Below are 17354 nucleotides of genomic sequence, written 5' to 3'. Positions count from 1 at the left end.
TATGGATGACAGGTTTAGTTCTTCATGTTGGCGTAATCTCCTAGAGAAATGATGCGCAGAGTGTAGCCGCTTTTTTGTTCAAAAAGCAAGCTTTCTAACCAAATGTGAACAAAAAGAAAGTTTCACAGTAAGTTGTTATATCACATTAACTTTTTAACAAGTCTTTGAACAATTTCGAGATCTTAGCAACACAATTTTTATCCAAGCCATACTATGCTTAGAGTAAAGATAATCCACATAAGGGCGTGGTTATGAAATACAAACATATCCTTGTTGCACTCGAACTGTCAGATGAAAGCACCGTGCTTATCGACAGAGCGGTATCAATGGCAAACTATCTCGACTCCGATATATCCTTTATTCATATTGATGGTACGCACGGAGAAATCTATCGTGAGCTTGTAGACATCAAAGAAAACCCGGATCAAAGGCCGTTGAATGAGCATTCAATGGAATGTTTAAAAACATTTAGTGATTACATGGATTACCCACTTAAACATTTCTTCGTAGGTACTGGCGACTTGGCTGATAAATTAGAGGTTACCATTAAAGAGCAAGAAGTGGATCTTCTGATTTGTGGTCACCACCAAGATTTCTGGAGCAAGATTATTTCTTACTCCAGACACTTAATTAACAAGTCACCGGTGGATATTCTAGTCGTCCCTATTCATGATTAGTAAAACGTAACGCTTCCCAAAACCACCAATTTATTTGGTGGTTTTTTATTGATATTGAAACAGCTTAAACAGTTTTCCAAACTAGCTTGGCGATCATTTATGAGTTACATTTTCTAACCAACCCGCGCTCCTACTGGGCATGGTTATTTAGATAGCAAGGATCCCTATGGCAAATAAAAAAGTACTCATTCTCTTTGCTCATCCTTCCCAGCATCGTTCAGAAGTGAATACTCCACTTTTCAAAGAAGCTCAAAAAATTGAAGGCGTGACATGTGTTGATCTCTATGGCGAATACCCTCGTTTCGATATTAATATCGACCGTGAGCAGCAACGCTTACGTGAGCATGACGTGGTGATTTTCCAATTCCCACTATATTGGTATTCAACGCCTGCGATTTTAAAAGAGTGGCAAGATCTGGTTTTGGAATATGGCTTTGCTTACGGTACAGATGGCACAGCACTGCAAGGCAAGACCATGCTTTGTGTGCTGTCTGCAGGGGGCAAAGAAGAAGCTTATAAGGCAGAGGGCTACAACCACTTTACGATTCGTCAACTGCTTGCGCCCATTGAACAAATGTCCGCACTGACCGGCATGAACTACATTGCCCCTCTCGCGATGTTTGGCGCACGTACAGCAGATGAAGAAGGGCGAATCCCTCGTCATGTTGAGCGGTACAAGAGCCTGCTAACAGCTTTAGTCGAAGATAGGTTGGATGTTGAAGCTGCGGCGTCATTAATCAAGCTTAACAGCGCATTGCCAGAGCTCATTAAGGAGGCTTCATGACAGGAATATTCTTACAAGCCTTCGTATATTTGATTGCTGCTGTAATTGCAGTCCCACTTGCTAAGCGTTTGGGACTTGGGTCCGTTTTAGGCTATCTCATCGCAGGTGTGGTCATTGGCCCAATTATCGGTTTAGTCGGTGAAGAAACAACAACAATCCAGCACTTTGCCGAGTTTGGCGTGGTGATGATGCTGTTTCTCGTTGGCTTAGAGCTCGAACCCAAAATGTTGTGGGCGATGCGCAATCGCTTAATGGGTTTAGGAGGTCTGCAAGTCGGCGGTACCGTCGCGGCGATTATGGGTATTGCCTTGTACTTTGACCAGCCTTGGACCATAGCCTTAGCCATAGGTTTGATCTTCGCCCTCTCTTCTACTGCGATTGTTTTGCAAACTTTTAGCGAAAAAGGATTAACGAAGACGGAAGGTGGACAAAACGCTTTCTCCGTGTTGCTTTTTCAAGATATTGCAGTGATACCAATGTTGGCGTTCATTCCCCTATTGGCCTTACCTGAATTAATTGAACAGGCACAGTCCGCGGCTCAAACAGCCGCAGCGCACCATGAAGAATTAAGCCTCGTTGCGGGGTTGCCAGGCTGGGCATACGGCATCGTAATCACAGCATCGATTGCAATCGTCGTCGTTGGTGGACACTTTTTAAGTCGACCGCTGCTCAATTATGTGGCTAGCTCTGGTTTGCGAGAAATCTTTACCGCAACTGCACTCATGCTTGTCATTGGTATCGCTGCACTGATGAGTTTAGTGGGCTTATCTCCTGCCTTAGGAACCTTCTTGGCTGGCGTTGTATTGGCGAACAGTGAATTCCGCCACGAGTTAGAGTCCAACATCGAACCATTTAAAGGCTTATTGTTAGGTCTGTTCTTTATTACCGTTGGCGCAGGGATCAACTTCTCGGTTCTATTTGGTGATTTCTGGCTGATCATGGCGCTGACCATTGGCGTGATGGTATTGAAAGCCTTGGTGCTGTTTATTCTTGCACTGATATTTAGGGTGAAAGGCAGCAACCGCTGGCTGTTTACCCTAAGCTTGGCTCAAGCAGGTGAATTCGGCTTTGTGCTTCTAAGCTTTTCAGTGCAAAACCACGTCATCCCATTTGAACTCTCACAAACTCTTGCGTTAGTGGTTGCGATTTCGATGTTCCTGACACCAGGTTTGTTTATTCTGTTTGATAGAGTGATTCTGCCGCGCTTTGAAAGCCAGTCAAATGGACGCGAAAGCGATACGATTGAGGAAACAGGCACGGTGATCATCGCCGGCATCGGCCGCTTTGGACAAATAGTGAATCGCCTATTGGTATCAAACGGCGTGACTACCGTGGTACTTGACCATCAATCTGACCAAGTCGATAACATGCGCCAGATTGGCACTCGCGCCTATTTTGGCGACGCGACTCGACCAGATATGCTACATACAGCCGGCATTGAGCACGCCGCTGCGTTGGTTGTGGCGATTGATAACCAAGAATCGAGTGTAGAACTGGTGAAGTACGTTAAGCACACGTACCCAAAAGTAACAGTGATTGCACGTGCCTTTGACCGTGGACATGGCTATCTTTTGCGTCAAGCGGGGGCTGATATTATTGAATCAGAGACCTACCATTCTGCATTGGAGATGGGCGGTCACACAATGAAAGCCCTTGGCATTCACCCCTTCTTTGTTGAACAACAGAAGGCGACATATAAGCGTGTTGAAGCACGTAAGTCAGAAATACTTTACAAAGCTTGGGAAGATGATTCTGAAGGTGAACGCTATGACAACAATTTCCGACAACTGTTTATTCAGTTAGAGGAGAAAATGGCGGAAGAGATGCAAAAAGATCGTCATGACAAACTATCGCGGTCAGAACGTGGTTGGACACCGCCACCTAAAGGTTACGCCGATGACTTTAATGAAGATAACGTCCAAGAGCTAACACCACCAAGAGAAGAGCCTATCCAACGATAACGCACTCCATATTAAAAACCTCCCACTTGGGAGGTTTTTATTTTTTCAGTACAGAGCCACACGCCGTGCAGGATAAAATGATCTTCTCGATATTACATAAGATCATTCATTAAAATCTCATACTCTTCGTTTGCTTCTTCCACTAAATGAGAAAGCTCTAACGCATCAGTAACTGCAAGATTGAACTGCCACGGAGTTGTGTCTTCTTTACCACAGATTCGAGTTTCACACCCACGACTCTCAAAAGACAAATCATCAAACTCTGTGATGTGGCGCTCTTGAAGTTCAACAATCTCAACTTCTAATTTACCGACAGGATTGACTTTAACGTGGGCATGTAACTCCGAACTGTTAGACAAACAATAATCTCTATGAACCGCAATCATGGCCGCCTCCTTGGTCTGCCAACTGACAACTCAACATTGAGTGTAGACGAGGGATTTTGAACGTGGCGTGAAATAATAATGAAGATTGATCTGTCTCATTAGAACAGACAATTGTTGTCATGAAGGCATGAGCCAGTATGAATCTCATCTGATTTAAATTGTTCTGAGATCGTAATAGTTGGCATTTACCGAGACTTTCCCTATTATCGAAACAAAATTACTGTGGTCATTCTTTAGAGGTCAGTATGGAGCTTGAAGCCGTTGCTAAAGCACTAAAAGAGTTAGGGCATCCGACTCGTTTAAGTATTTACAAAGAAGTCGTCAAAGCGGGATACAAAGGTATCGCGGTAGGCGGCGTACAAGAAAAGCTTGGCATTCCAGCATCCACTCTCTCTCATCATATCTCGAGCCTTGCTTCAGCTGGTCTTCTCACCCAGCGCCGCGAGGGTAGAACCCTTTTTTGTGTTGCAGAGTATCAGTGCTTAGATGACGTAATTGGTTTTTTAAAAGCAGAATGTTGCGTTAACGAGTGCTCATAAATTTCTAGCAAAAACGAGAGAGTTTGAGTTTCTATTGAACTTCAGCAGAACGTGAATGACGATGAAAAACATACACACCGAAGTTGCTAAGCTCGGTGTGTACATCTTCTAGTTCGCGACAAGTAACATCGACGACTTAGATGGTACGATTAACTTACCGTCACTTGGAATGATTTGTTCTGTCATCAAATCAACCCAATTACCACCGATTTTTAATGTCAAAGACTGTTGACGCTGTGATTTATTAAGCACCACAATACCTTTGTCACCTCGCTTAAGTACGAGCATGTCATCGTTACCTTCAAGAACACTCATCGGCTCGCCATGCGTCATATTATGGAACTGGATCATTTTTGCCATTCTCGGATCGCTCCATGCACCCTGCCATCTTGGCTGACCATTTTTACCTTTAATACCGCTAGTGTTTAAGTCGGTATAAATCAACGGCACACCACCATCTCGGCCTAGAATATAGGCATAAGCTAACCATTCGTTTTCCTCGTCCATGATGAGATCAAGAAAGACATCATTGTTAGGAATATCATGTGTGATAGCAAATGTAATCGCACGACCAGGCGAAAGGGCCTGACCGAAACAGTATGGGTCAATCAACGACTTGAAACTGCCCTTTTTGGCAAACGCCTTAAAAATGGTCGAGAACAACGGGAAATCGTAAGCGCCTAAGCGAGTTTCCTGTAAATACGGCTCAAGAAACAGCTGATACTCTTCTTCCGTCGCACCGCCATCGGTAATAATTTCGCCAAATATGTGCACATCCCGCGTGATGTCGTCTGTCCAAACACGCTTAAGATGCTCTAACGTCATGTGTTTCGCAGCGTCAATACGAAAACCTTTCACACCAATAGCTTTCAGCGCCGTTAGGTACGCTCGCTGCTGTTCAACGACATGGTCACAAACACGAAGAGTTGGCAAGCCAGGGTCGGTTGGCCCACCTGTGATACGTCCGTTTTGAACCTGCCACTTATCTTTCCAGTCTTTGATGCCGAATGCTTCAACAAAGTCCTCTTCATCAAAAAGTGGTTGAGATAGATCGCCAAACAACGCTAGCGACTGATATTTCTGTTTGTTGTTCTGGTATTCCTCCAAGACCTCTTGTCTTGGGTACTGAAGGTCTCTGCGAAGGTGGGCCTCATTTGCCATATGGTTAAACACTACGTCGGCATAAACCCACACACCAACTTGCTCCAGTTCACGAACCATATGAATAAAATCTTTGGTATCACCCAAGGCATTATCGATAACACGATAATCCTGTGGTTGATAACGCTGCCACCAGCGCTCATCGTGTGCGCTTTTCATTGGTGGCGAAACCAACACAGAGCCATAACCAAGCTCGCGGATTTCTTTTGCTCGTTGGGCAATGTCAGCATACTTCCAATCAAACGCATGTAAGATAACGTTTGCACCGAATGATTGTGTTTCCTGTGAGCCACTCATGTTGTTCTCCTGCTCGTTTCCACTCACGATTACTTGTTTGCATTTTTTTGTGAGTGAATTCAATAATCGAAATTATAAAAGCTATTCATCAGAGGCACTCACCCTTTTAGCACTAACTCAAGGCTGAAATCGAAGGCGTAGCGACTCATCCATTGCACAGCGATAAATCGTTCTGAGTGAATAACGGGCACACGACATACAACCCGAACAGACCAACACAAAACTAAGGCATTGTTTTGATTAACAAAAACTTAAATTCAAAAAGATAGAACATAAGACCTATGTACGCCCTAAAATAGGCCCAAAGGATAAAAATAGCCAAGCCAACCCGTTGAGTAATCAATTGTTAATAAAACGAAACTGGCAGATGGATCACGTTTGGCGCGTTTCAAAAATCCAGTAAATCACCATACCTAGCGTTAAAAGACTAAAGATTTCTGTTTGTATCTGTCCCGAAATGACTTCAAAATGCGAAACTTAGCTTATCTCTATGGGGTATGCTCTACCTTGGAGGATAATAATGAATATCAAAGAATTTTCTGACCTCGTCGGGCTATCTGCTCATACACTTCGATACTATGAAAAAATCGGTTTACTTAAACATGTCCATAGAAACGCGAGTGGACATCGAATGTATAGTTCGAAAGATCTAAACTGGATAAGCTTTGTTAAGCGTTTAAAAGAAACTGCAATGCCACTTGAAGAGATTCTAGAGTATGCCAAATTAAGGGAAGTCGGCTCTCAATCTGTACCACAACGTCAAGCCCTGTTAGAACGCCACCAAGAAAACCTCAAACGCCACATTGAACAACAGAAAAAGCACTTATCGGCTCTAGAAGAAAAAATTGCCTTGTATAAAAGCGGAAAAGTTCGTTGACTTAGAGTTAACTCTAACGATTAAGGTGTGTTTACGTTTATTCACTAGGAACATACCGATGGAACAATCACGCTTTAACAAAGGATTAGAACTACTCTCTCAAATTGATGGCGACGCTGGTCATAATGTCATCGAAAGCTTACAAGATATTTGTCCAGATTTAGCTCAGTACACCATTGAGTATCCGTTTGGCGATATTTATGCTCGCCCGGGCTTAGACCTAAAATCGAGAGAAATCGCAACCGTCGCCGCGCTAACGGCAATGGGGAATTGCGCGCCGCAACTAAAAGTGCACTTAAATGCAGCGCTGAATGTAGGCTGTAGCGAGGATGAGATTAAAGAGATCATTTTGCAGATGTCCGTCTACGCAGGGTTTCCCGCGGCATTAAACGGCATGTTTGCATTCAAAGAAGTGCTAGCGGAAAGAGCAGAGCAATAACGACGTTGAAATCAATTTAACCGCAATTAAAAACGGCCCTTGGGGTTCGGGCCGTGATTAAAACAACGAGTGAATTAGCGCTCAGGAGTTTCAAGCAGTTTAACCGCGCAATCTACCGCGTTGTTAATGCCTTGACTGCTCTCCAACTTGCCTGAACTTGCAGGACCAAGGGCACAAGAATACAAAGCCAGCTGCTTATCGAACGGCAGATCCAACTGTTCATAGAGATTTTGTCGGATTCTTGCATGTTGTTCTGGTTCTTGGTTAGCAAGGCTAATCAACGTTTCATAAATAAGCGTTTTCATGTCTTTCCCTTTTCACTTTATTGCACGGGGTGCATATATATTGTATCCATTTGGGAAACACAAATCAGAAGCTAGGTCACAGAACGCGTCGCTAAAAAAGTTTATGTGCGCGGTAAATTGCAATACAAACCTAAAGCCGTTTAGAAAAAGGGCAACTGATAACTCGATAGATCAGCCGATTAACTAGCATTCGCCGCTGTTTGTTTATAATCGTGTCCGATATAAACAAAAACGTCGCTGTATCAGCGACGTTTTATCTCGACTTTAGTTAATCAAACCTGTTTAGTTGAAGTGCACTAGCATTTCAACGTCATCGCCTTGCTCTGGAGCCTGAAGAGCGAAGTGCACGTACCCTGCTTCAGTAACAGGAATCGCAAGGTATTCATTGCTGCCTGCATAGTTGGACGCATACTCGTGCTGCTCTACTGTAGGCCAATGCTCCCTACTCGCGTATAGATCGACATTACCAGTTTGAGAGTGAGCCGTTAGCCATACACGAACCTCTTCTACACCTTCAGGCACATAAACTGCTGCATAACGCTGCTTGTGAACGGTAAGCATTTTGGCTTCACCAGACTCTAGTACCACAGGTGCTAAATCATCTTGCACTTGGGTTGGCGGTGTTTGCGCTTCCACTTCTAACGCAGCCACAAGATTTACTGAGTCATAGCTATCACGTCCAGTTAAGCTGATGTAGTAACGACCCGCTTTAACGTAACCATCTTGCTCTGGTTCAAACACAATCTCTTCATTGCTGCCATCAGCATATTGACTCATTTCGAAATCATAGTAATGCGCGACTTTGTTGTAGCTCATGTAAAGATCCGCATCACCCGCACCCTCAATAGATACATTGAAGTTAACGGTGTTGGCTGGAACATCAACGTAGAACAGTTTTTCGCTGTATGCTTCGCCACTGAGCTGAAGGCTTTGGTTCGCCGTCAATTCAGTCACTTGTGCTTCAGGGCTTGTTGGTTCTGTTGGCTCTTCTGGGTCTGTATCAGGTTGCTCAGGTTCCACTTTTAATGTGTCCAACCAACGTTCAAACTCAGCATCGTATTGTTGACCTAAAGACGTCACCTGCTGTGCCCATTGTTCGAACTGGCCAGAGCGCGACAATGCCAACAAGCTTTCGACGTCTTGTGGATGATTTTCTAACATGAATCGAACAGCTAGATAACCCCAACGATAGATACGATTGGTATCGTGAGAGTAGGTGGTATCAAACACAGTGGAAAGGCTCAGTTTACCATCTGCAATCAGCTCAATCGCAGCTTGGTAACCTTGCTTGTAATGCATGTATTCAGCAAAACCTTCTAGCCACCAAACAATATGACCATGAGCCAAGTTATCGCTGAACGAACCGTATTGGTTAAATCGTGCATCTAAATAGTGCGTGTATTCATGTTCTAGGTTCAAGATAGAGAGATCTTCACCATTCGCGTAGCGATAAGCGACGAAACGCGCAGTATTGTCCGCTTTTGAAGGGTCACCTTCTAGGTACTGACCACCGTTGTCCGTTGTATTACCAAATAGGAATGAAGAGTAATCAACGTAACTAGTGTTACTCGCGAATACCGCCACTTCAACACGATCATTCAAATCATCAGCGACAGGTTGATTACCCGTATTCGCAACTCGATGGAAGTCGGCTTCTTTTGCCGCTAGCACTTCACACGCTTTCGCTGCTTGAGCATCGGTCAGATCCTCAGAGCGAATAATGGCAGGTCCCTGACATTCAAAACGATTTGGCATTACACGTGCAGCTAAATCTTGCTTGGCTTGCTCAATATTCAGACCATTTAGGCCTTCTGGTGCGTAGTAGCTCATCATTTCAACGGCAGCAAGCCATAGTTTGTCATGCTCACTACCCAGTGGATAACGCTGCATCACCTGTTGCATTACTGCCAATGCTTTGCGTTTGGTCTCCTGATCTGGGCTCGCGAGCAAACGACCAGTTTCACGTAATGCATTGAAAACGATAAAGCTTGCATCCGTATCTAATGCCCAAGCATTATCAGATGCGAATTTCACCAACGTATCAATATGGTGTGTATTGTTTGCCATGTATCGGTAGAACGCATCGTTCGCCGCATGGCCTGCCATAGAGCGGAACAAGTTGTTTAAACCATCGACCCATTGCGTGTCCTGCGCGGTTTCACGATTAAAGTGCATCAACGCGGCCATCATGCTATCCATGGTCAGCGGCAACTGCTTAACGTTATCAACCATCAAAGTCAGGCTCTTCATTGCACCAACTTGTTCACGACCTTGATCCAAAGCATGAGGGTTGTTTAGGAATAGGTTCGTCGACTGAGCAAAACGCTGACTCAACGCTTGCGAAAACTCAGGTGTACCAGTACCAGCGTTGTAGCGAACGTAGTAGGCCGCTCGAATAAATTCGCCTAGGTTCTCTAGAATACGAGCTTGATCTGCTTCACCACGATAGCGAGCGATTTCTTGATCCAGCGCGACTTGGATACGGCTTAGGCTCGCTTCACTATAGATATCATTCAGCGTTTCTGAAGGTGCTGAAAACCAAGCGTGGTAGCAATCATACTCAGCACCAGAAACGGCAGTAGCCAGATCTCGCGATTGTTGTAAATCAGCAACAGCACACTGATTTTGTGCAAAAGAGAAGCCAGACACACTCGCTAGCATACAAGCAAGCGCCAAACGATGGCGCGGGAAAAAACGGATATGAGACATAACAACACTCATTGATTATTAACATACATTGAGTGGGGGTTTATATTCTTTACAGCTCAAACAGTGAAATCAGTGTCATAAAATTTATGAAACCGCTCCCAAAAATAGGTCTTTTACTCTAATTAAATGGGAGCAGTCCCACTCCAAAAAAACTCACAATTATCAATAAAAACATTAATTTACCTTTTTCTAAATAACGACTTTATGAGGAAAATTGCCCTTAAACGCCCCCCTTAACTCTTCCAGATAGAGTTCACGACAATCAAAGGTTCTAAATTAAATTTTGATGCTTGATACCATCTATTTTTATTTGTGACTCATTCCCAATAAGTCATAGAGTGCATATCAAAAGGTTGGCATTAATGGTAAATTCTCCGCCAAATCAAACACATTTACTCCTCCAGTCATTGATGAGTGAATAAAGCAGATATTTGGCTAGGGATAATACATGTCACTTTGGGGATTTTGGGGAGCGGGGATTGCCTACTTCATGACAACGTTTGCCTTTGTTTTTGGCGGCATTTTTTGGTTATGTTCTGAAGGTAATACATTAAGAGAAACAAAGCGCCAATCATCAATAATGTCCGGGGTTATTGCTTGTACTATTGGAACTTGGGTGCTTGCTTTTGGTGTTTACGTTTACGGTTACTTTTGGGATAACTCTTCTCACTATTATTTTTATTTGCTCGCTCCATGGGGACTTGCCATTTTTGGGGTAAAACTTCGTAACCGCTGGGTTAAGCAATACGCGCGTGTAAAACACGCAAACGAAGAACAGTGGCAAAAGCACTGGCGAGAATTATTAGGGGAAGATACTGAAGAGCTTCCACCATATACACATGATTACGAGCTCTACTCGGGCATTTGGCAAGCCAATGAAGCGCTTCAAGAACAGTGTTTTGCAGCCCTTCCTCACGGGAAAGCAGTCTACGAGAGAGTGAAAGCCTTCCAAACGATGGCCTCCCCCGCTGGTGACATAAACAATCAAGTTTTGCTGAGTAAACTCGATCAACTAGAGGATGAAATCATTCAAGTTCTTGAGCAACACTCGCAAAAGAAAGTAAGCATTGAAACTGGCGCAGGTACTTTACACAAAGAGTCAAAACGCAATGTTTATCACCATGAGAATGGCCCAACAGAAGAGCAACTGTACGACTCAATCAACCTCCAACATGATTTGGATCGAGAGCTACGCAACATTATCTATGATCGGCTCGGTTACGATGGCGAAGATGAGTACTTTTTCCTCCAAGCGCCACTCGAAGAGCTTACCGAGAATGAAACCGCAATCAACTGGATGCTCTGGGGGTTAGTAAGCGACCATTTTGCTGTTGACCCATACCAAACGGCGTTGGATCTCAGCCTAATGAATGCGGAACCAAGATGGGGGCAAAATGAACGGTTTGTAATGATTACGGCTCAATAAACGCAAGTACTAAGTCTAACTTTAATACAACCTATTCTGAGACCACCCTCGCGTTGGTTAACTTAGCCAGTAAGCGGCCAACGCGATCGCGCATTTCACGTCTATCGACAATCATATCTAACGCACCATGCGCTAGTAAAAATTCACTTCGCTGAAACTCGTCTGGTAACTTTTCACGTACCGTTTGCTCAATGACCCGTCTTCCCGCAAAGCCAATACTTGCTTTAGGTTCACCAATATTGATGTCTCCTAACATGGCTAAACTCGCCGAGACGCCACCATAAGTTTGGTCCGTCAATACTGAGATATAGGGTAATCTGTGCTCAGATAAGTGGTTTAACGCGGCGCTGGTTTTTGACATTTGCATGAGAGCCACCAAAGACTCTTGCATGCGCGCCCCTCCGCAAGCGGAAAAACATACTAACCCAGATTTTGTATTAATTGCGCTTTCAACTGCTCGGACAAACTTCTCGCCAACCACTGCGCCCATCGAGCCTGCCATGAAAGAGAATTCGAATGCACACGCAACAACAGGCAGCCCCAATAACTTGCCCTCCATCACCACCAACGCATCTTTTTCTCCAGTCGTTTTCTGTGCTAAAGCAATTCGCTCTTTATATCGCTTTAAGTCTTTAAAACCCAAAATATCTTGTGGCTCCAACTCACTTGCCAACTCTTGTTGTGTTCCATGGTCCAGAAAAGAGATCAACCTTTGACGCGCAGCCATTCTCATGTGATATGAGCATTTAGGGCATACTTCCAAATTTTCTTTTAACGCGGCACGATAAAGTATTTGTTCACACTCAGGACACTTTGTCCAAACGCCCTCAGGGATAGACGCTTTGCGCGAACCTATTATATTTTTATTCTCAAATAACCGTTCTAACCAGCTCATAAATTCACCACTATTGATTACGTTCTAGCGCGATATCTCGTTGTTTGTTCGCTTAAACTTGTAAATAAAATTGTATGTAACTTAGTACAGGGATAAAGTGCGATATGCTGGCTTGATAATCCAATAAAGTGGGATAATGAAATGTTTGATAACGTTGACCAAATCTGGTTAAAAAGTTTTCACTGTGTTTATGAGAACAACAGCTTTAAGCGAGCCGCTGAGTGTTTGAATATACCAACATCAAATATCAGCCGACACATTGCCCTGCTTGAAGAAAAGTTAAACATTAGGTTGTTCAATAGAACAACAAGGCGAATGACGCCTACCGAGGCTGGAGAAGAGCTCTATAGCAGCACTCGTCCGTTATTGGAGCAACTCAACGCCGCACTAGAAACGGTAACGCGCCACTCACACACGGTAACAGGGGAACTGCGAATTCTTATGCCAGACACACCTGTACTCGCCAAAGCGGTTGTCACCTTTTGCACGCAATACCCGTCAATCTCTTTGTCTTGCGATACAACGCTAAACCCTAAAGATGATGTTATTGACAGCTTTGATGTCATTTTGAGTTTTCATAGAGGGACTTTGTCAGACAGTAACTGGGTGGCGAGAGAGATAAAACGCTGGCCCAGTGCCATTTTAGCCGCGCCTCAACTAATTGAGAAATACGCCACCCCTTACAAAATTACGGATCTAAGTCATGTTCCCTGCATCACGACGCTTACCGCAGTAAATGGTGCACCATGGGTATTCAGAAACCCTGCTGGGGGCCATATTACTCAAACTGTGCAATCTTCATTCAAAGTAAACAGCGGTCATCTCGCCAGATATGGCGCGTTATCAGGGCTTGGATACGCAATATTGCCAATTGAGTCATGCCAAAATGAGATCAAAAATGGTGAGCTAGAAATCGTCACTCTAGAGTACGAACCTGAGGATTTAGTGCTTTACGCCTTTTACTCGTCAAGAAAACATGTAGCTAAGAAAATATCTATGTTTGTTGAACATTTAAAGCAAAACGCAAAACTTAACGCCTAGCTAAGCTTTACTCAACTAATTTATCGTATTCTGTTTTATCGTCTAGAAAGGACAAACACCGCTAAGCGATTTGAGACTCGATTTTTTCAAATAAAAAAGCCAGCAATTAACATTTACTGGCTTTTATTAAAGAGGGTCAGTTGGCGTTTAGATTCTAAACGCTCCTACGTGACGATCGAGTGTTCGCGATAGCTCCGCGAGTTGTTGACTTGATTCTTCTAGTTGCTCACTCGCTGTTAGCGCACTTTTCACTGAGTGGCTGACGGTATCCATGTTCATATTAATTTCGTTTGCTACCGTTGATTGCTGTTCTGTTGCGGTTGCTACTTGAGTATTGATATCTGAAATAGTCGTCACTTGTGCAGCTATTGCTTCTAAAGCCTGTCGAGCTAACTCGGTTTCTGCCGTTCCTTCTTCAATAAGAGTCTTACTATTACTCATTGAATTCACCGCACTTTGAGCTTCAGTTTGTAGCTGGTGAATCATATTGTCAATTTCATCGGTAGAATGAGCCGTTTTAGTCGCTAGGTTGCGAACTTCATCAGCGACTACTGCAAAACCTCGGCCGGCATCACCAGCGCGTGCCGCTTCGATAGCCGCATTGAGAGCCAATAGATTGGTTTGCTCCGAAATACCTCTAATCACCTCTAGAATACTACCAATCGACTGAGTATTTTCAGCAAGACTCACGATAATGTTGGAAGTGCTGTTCATCTCGTTTTCAAGATTCGTCATCGCCGTTTTGGTTCTTTCTAGCGTCGTGTAGCCATCTTGCGCTTCATTACTTGCTGCACTCGCAGCATTTGCTGCTCCGGCAGCATTGGAGGCAATTTCATTGACCGTCGCAATCATTTCGTTCATGGATGTGACAACCAGCATGGTTTGCTCGTTCTGCTCTTGCCCTCTTGTGAGCGCTTGTTGAGATTGCCCACGCAAAGCGACAGCTGAACTATTAAGCTCCACACCAGTATTTACAACTTGTGTAATAATCTCATGTACTTTCCCAACAAAAACGTTGAAAGCAGAAGAAATTTGCGCGACTTCGTCATTACCTTTCGCTGGCAAACGAACGGTTAAGTCTCCGTCTCCTTTTGAGATGTCTTGTAGAGCGTCTTTAAGCGCAGAAAGCGGTCTCATCAGTTTATTTAGCAGAAGTGACAGAATCAAAACACACATAACGAAGATCGCCACCATAGAGATCAACTGGTAAGTAATAATTCCATTCGTCGCTTGGCTCACTTCGGTAATAGGAATACCAATATCAAAAGTACCGTATAACTGACCATCCACATAAATTGGTGCCATGATGTCAAACACCCATACTTTCTGGACATCGGCATACCACTTTGAGTACTGTTGAACACCTCTCGTCGCGCCTTCAACAGTATATTCATCGTTATAGGTTTTGTTCAGCTTGTGCTTATCACTGTGGGCTACTGCCGTTACGTTACGGTCAATTACAACGGCATAACTCACGTCTGAACGTTGTTTCAGCCCCTCAACAAGCGATTGTAAATCTTGCATTGGATTGGCTGAGTTCTCCAATATATAACTCGCATTTCCCGCTAGAAACTCAGCTTGAACTTGGGATTTGTTTAAGATGATGTCATCGATTTTCTGACTCGAAATTAGGTACGTTGATGCCATACTCGCCACGACAGCAATACCAAACATGGCGCAGACTGCTAATAAGATGATTCTTTTCATTATAATTGTCTCAATACAATTCAATTGATGCTCATTAATCGAGCGCTAAGCCTTTCTTCTCCAAAACCAACCAAACTGCATTTTGGGTCTGTTTGGCAGAGCAAGACATAACTTTATAACTATGTATCTGCTTGGTTCCCGATTACTTTAGACAGAAGGAAAAAAAGTCTTCAAAACGTCACATTTCTACGAGGTTTGGCGAAGGGACGAGTACGCAAAAGGAAACGTTTGCATAGTTAAATTTAACTATGCGACCAAATTGGTATCGAACATTAAAGAAAAGAGTTCTAATTAGCGTTTTGCCGTCGGGAGCGCTGTGGTCAGTGCTCCCGTTTTATCATTTAGTATCTCAGGTTCAGATATTAGAGCCACAATTGCAGCGGTTGTAATCCGAGATGCTTGGTGAAGCGAGAATGACTTGGTTTGTAGATATGGCAGCGATGTCGGATCGAGTGATTCTCAATCAAGAATCGGCAGCAAAACATGCAAACCAAGGCATGAAGCCATTACCCATACAAAAAGAAAGGAAAAGAGTCTTTATCACAGAGTTTAACTCGTCAGCGATATGTATCCATGCATACCCATGTATAAACCAACTGCACTGATCAAGACGCCCGATAAGTAAGGAGCTCGACGTGCAACATCATTCAAACCGCTCCATTTAGATGTCGCTTTTTGCACGCCCAATGCTGCCACAACGCCAACAGCAACCAGAGTCAAGGCTAAGCCAATACTGAATGACACAACTAAAGTCGCACCAAGAGTCATTGCCTTAAGCTGCAAACAGATAAGCAAAACCGTTACCGCAGCAGGGCATGGAATCAAACCGCCCGTTAATCCAAACAGCAGAATTTGCCCATTCGTCACGTCTCGATTCTCAAAGCGTTTTTGAATGTCTAAAGCGTGAGCGCGTTCGTGAGCATCTTGATATTCCTTATCTTCGCTTTCTAAATGAGAACCAGAACGGAAATGTACATCAAAGTCATGGGTATGATCATGGTGCCCGATGATCAAAGTGACAGAAAGTCCATTAGAGACTTCAATGCAAGACGCCGATTCCAAGTATCCATCACGCTCTATAAAGTGATAGATATCAGCAGGTTGATAACCATCACTCGATACCGAAACCTTGATACCTTCAGCAGTTAAAGGTTTACCGCTGAGTGTTCGCAATTGGAAACGGTGATGCTCCCCTTCCTGTGTAATCGAAAGCGAAACATGCCCATGTCCTGTATCCACAACTTGCGTCGTCCAGTCGCGAGCATGATCCTGAGCTTTGTTCCAAGCTCGCTCATCGCTCCATGTCCGCCAAAACATCCATACGCCGGTTGTCACGATAATGACCCCAGAGATAAGTTGCATCCATGGTTCAGCCGCTTCAGCGGTGAATTTCTGGCTAATATACATCCCGCCAACAGCGATTAACCATACAATTATAGTGTGAGAAAGTGTGGCAGCTAAACCCAGCATCACGGCTTGTTTGACCGTTCCTTTCACCGCGACAATGAACGCCGCCATCATCGTTTTAGAGTGCCCAGGTTCTAAACCATGCAAGGCGCCAAGCAAAATGGCACTGGGAATAAAGAACCACCCATTACCTTGTTGTAGTAACGCGACAAAATCCATTGTTGTTCTCTGTTGTTGATTCTAATTTATCGCAAACTATACTCCCCCCTAGTATTAAATACTACCCCCCAGTATAAATTGAGTGCTACATTATCAGTTAGAATAACTCGGCCCGTAACGTAAAGAAGATAAGACATGTCGCATACAACCAGAGATCAAAAGAAGCTCAACACTCGAGTCAGTAAAATACAGGGTCAGGTGAATGGACTTAAAAAAATGCTGGAAGAAGAGCATGAATGCCAAGATGTGTTGCAGCAGATTGCCGCTATTCGGGGAGCAGTAAATGGTTTGATGCGAGAAGTAATTAAAGGTCACTTACTTGAACACGTCGTACTTGAGGAAGACAAAACTCAACGTGAAAAAGATATGGAAGTCGTATTAAAAGTACTGGACTCTTATATAAAGTAACCCTACTTCGCTAGAGTAAAATCACTAGGGTTAAACTCGAATAGATCCTTTATAGGTAATCGCTTACTAAGCGGGAAATAGCAATGGCAGATATAGACCATACTACCTACCATTTA

The 17354-nt window shown here is 43.8% G+C and carries 16 protein-coding genes; 9 read left to right on the top strand and 7 right to left on the bottom strand.

Going from position 1 to position 17354, the window contains the following annotated elements:
- Nucleotides 1–251: 251 nt before the first annotated feature.
- The 3 genes from R7M92_RS07500 to R7M92_RS07490 all read left to right on the top strand — a co-directional run bounded on the left by R7M92_RS07500 (nt 252) and on the right by R7M92_RS07490 (nt 3422).
- Nucleotides 252–677, top strand: coding sequence for a universal stress protein (locus tag R7M92_RS07500; protein WP_005375398.1), 426 nt, complete (start codon nt 252–254; stop codon nt 675–677).
- 166 nt (nt 678–843) lie between these two features.
- A complete protein-coding gene (locus R7M92_RS07495; protein ID WP_005375391.1) occupies nt 844–1461 on the top strand; it encodes an NAD(P)H-dependent oxidoreductase in 618 nt (205 codons plus the stop codon).
- The gene (locus R7M92_RS07490; protein ID WP_213885187.1) at nt 1458–3422 is read left to right on the top strand and encodes a monovalent cation:proton antiporter-2 (CPA2) family protein; all 1965 of its coding nucleotides are present in this window, start codon (nt 1458–1460) and stop codon (nt 3420–3422) included. The genes R7M92_RS07495 and R7M92_RS07490 overlap by 4 nt, the downstream gene beginning before the upstream one ends.
- A gap of 92 nt (nt 3423–3514) precedes the next feature.
- On the opposite strand, the gene R7M92_RS07485 is transcribed toward R7M92_RS07490, so the two are convergent.
- Nucleotides 3515–3808, bottom strand: a complete 294-nt coding sequence (locus R7M92_RS07485; RefSeq protein WP_213885188.1) for a hypothetical protein — start codon at nt 3806–3808, stop codon at nt 3515–3517.
- A 245-nt stretch (nt 3809–4053) separates the two neighbouring features.
- Between R7M92_RS07485 and R7M92_RS07480 the strand changes: the two genes are divergently transcribed.
- Nucleotides 4054–4347 carry an ArsR/SmtB family transcription factor gene (locus tag R7M92_RS07480; protein WP_005375388.1) on the top strand — a complete coding sequence of 98 codons (294 nt, stop codon included), beginning with the start codon at nt 4054–4056 and terminating at the stop codon, nt 4345–4347.
- 108 nt (nt 4348–4455) lie between these two features.
- Here R7M92_RS07480 and R7M92_RS07475 read toward each other — a convergent pair whose 3' ends face one another.
- Nucleotides 4456–5805, bottom strand: coding sequence for an alpha-amylase family protein (locus R7M92_RS07475; RefSeq protein WP_258515296.1), 1350 nt, complete (start codon nt 5803–5805; stop codon nt 4456–4458).
- A 520-nt stretch (nt 5806–6325) separates the two neighbouring features.
- Between R7M92_RS07475 and R7M92_RS07470 the strand changes: the two genes are divergently transcribed.
- Together R7M92_RS07470 and R7M92_RS07465 are read left to right on the top strand one after the other, a co-directional pair.
- Nucleotides 6326–6682: a MerR family transcriptional regulator gene (locus R7M92_RS07470; protein WP_047101703.1), complete on the top strand. Its 357-nt coding sequence runs from the start codon at nt 6326–6328 to the stop codon at nt 6680–6682.
- Nucleotides 6683–6740: 58 nt separating this feature from the next.
- Nucleotides 6741–7121, top strand: a complete 381-nt coding sequence (locus R7M92_RS07465) for a carboxymuconolactone decarboxylase family protein (protein ID WP_054728771.1) — start codon at nt 6741–6743, stop codon at nt 7119–7121.
- 74 nt (nt 7122–7195) lie between these two features.
- On the opposite strand, the gene R7M92_RS07460 is transcribed toward R7M92_RS07465, so the two are convergent.
- Both R7M92_RS07460 and R7M92_RS07455 read right to left on the bottom strand, forming a co-directional pair.
- Nucleotides 7196–7426, bottom strand: coding sequence for a PAS factor family protein (locus R7M92_RS07460; RefSeq protein ID WP_005375384.1), 231 nt, complete (start codon nt 7424–7426; stop codon nt 7196–7198).
- Nucleotides 7427–7708: 282 nt separating this feature from the next.
- Nucleotides 7709–10135 (bottom strand): M9 family metallopeptidase, encoded by a 2427-nt coding sequence (locus R7M92_RS07455; RefSeq protein WP_005375382.1) that lies wholly within the window; start codon nt 10133–10135, stop codon nt 7709–7711.
- Nucleotides 10136–10583: 448 nt separating this feature from the next.
- On the opposite strand from R7M92_RS07455, the gene R7M92_RS07450 reads away from it, so the two are divergent.
- On the top strand, nt 10584–11561 hold the full coding sequence (locus R7M92_RS07450; protein WP_318133026.1) for a hypothetical protein: 978 nt from the start codon (nt 10584–10586) through the stop codon (nt 11559–11561).
- A gap of 31 nt (nt 11562–11592) precedes the next feature.
- Here the strand turns inward: R7M92_RS07450 and accD are convergent, their stop codons facing one another.
- The gene (gene accD, locus R7M92_RS07445; RefSeq protein ID WP_017821534.1) at nt 11593–12456 is read right to left on the bottom strand and encodes an acetyl-CoA carboxylase, carboxyltransferase subunit beta; all 864 of its coding nucleotides are present in this window, start codon (nt 12454–12456) and stop codon (nt 11593–11595) included.
- Nucleotides 12457–12597: 141 nt separating this feature from the next.
- Between accD and R7M92_RS07440 the strand changes: the two genes are divergently transcribed.
- Nucleotides 12598–13497, top strand: a complete 900-nt coding sequence (locus tag R7M92_RS07440) for a LysR family transcriptional regulator (protein ID WP_047101713.1) — start codon at nt 12598–12600, stop codon at nt 13495–13497.
- Between the two features lie 147 nt (nt 13498–13644).
- Here the strand turns inward: R7M92_RS07440 and R7M92_RS07435 are convergent, their stop codons facing one another.
- The gene (locus R7M92_RS07435) at nt 13645–15204 is read right to left on the bottom strand and encodes a methyl-accepting chemotaxis protein (protein ID WP_017635256.1); all 1560 of its coding nucleotides are present in this window, start codon (nt 15202–15204) and stop codon (nt 13645–13647) included.
- 549 nt (nt 15205–15753) lie between these two features.
- A complete protein-coding gene (locus R7M92_RS07430) occupies nt 15754–16830 on the bottom strand; it encodes a nickel/cobalt efflux protein RcnA (protein ID WP_225455757.1) in 1077 nt (358 codons plus the stop codon).
- Nucleotides 16831–16965: 135 nt separating this feature from the next.
- Between R7M92_RS07430 and rcnR the strand changes: the two genes are divergently transcribed.
- A complete protein-coding gene (gene rcnR / locus R7M92_RS07425; protein ID WP_005375370.1) occupies nt 16966–17238 on the top strand; it encodes a Ni(II)/Co(II)-binding transcriptional repressor RcnR in 273 nt (90 codons plus the stop codon).
- The last annotated feature ends 116 nt before the right edge of the window (nt 17239–17354 follow it).

Source organism: Vibrio sp. Vb2880, assembly GCF_033337975.1.
Lineage (GTDB): Bacteria > Pseudomonadota > Gammaproteobacteria > Enterobacterales > Vibrionaceae > Vibrio > Vibrio alginolyticus.
Note: the sequence above shows the minus strand (reverse complement) of the source record. Positions and strands in the feature narration are given on the sequence as shown.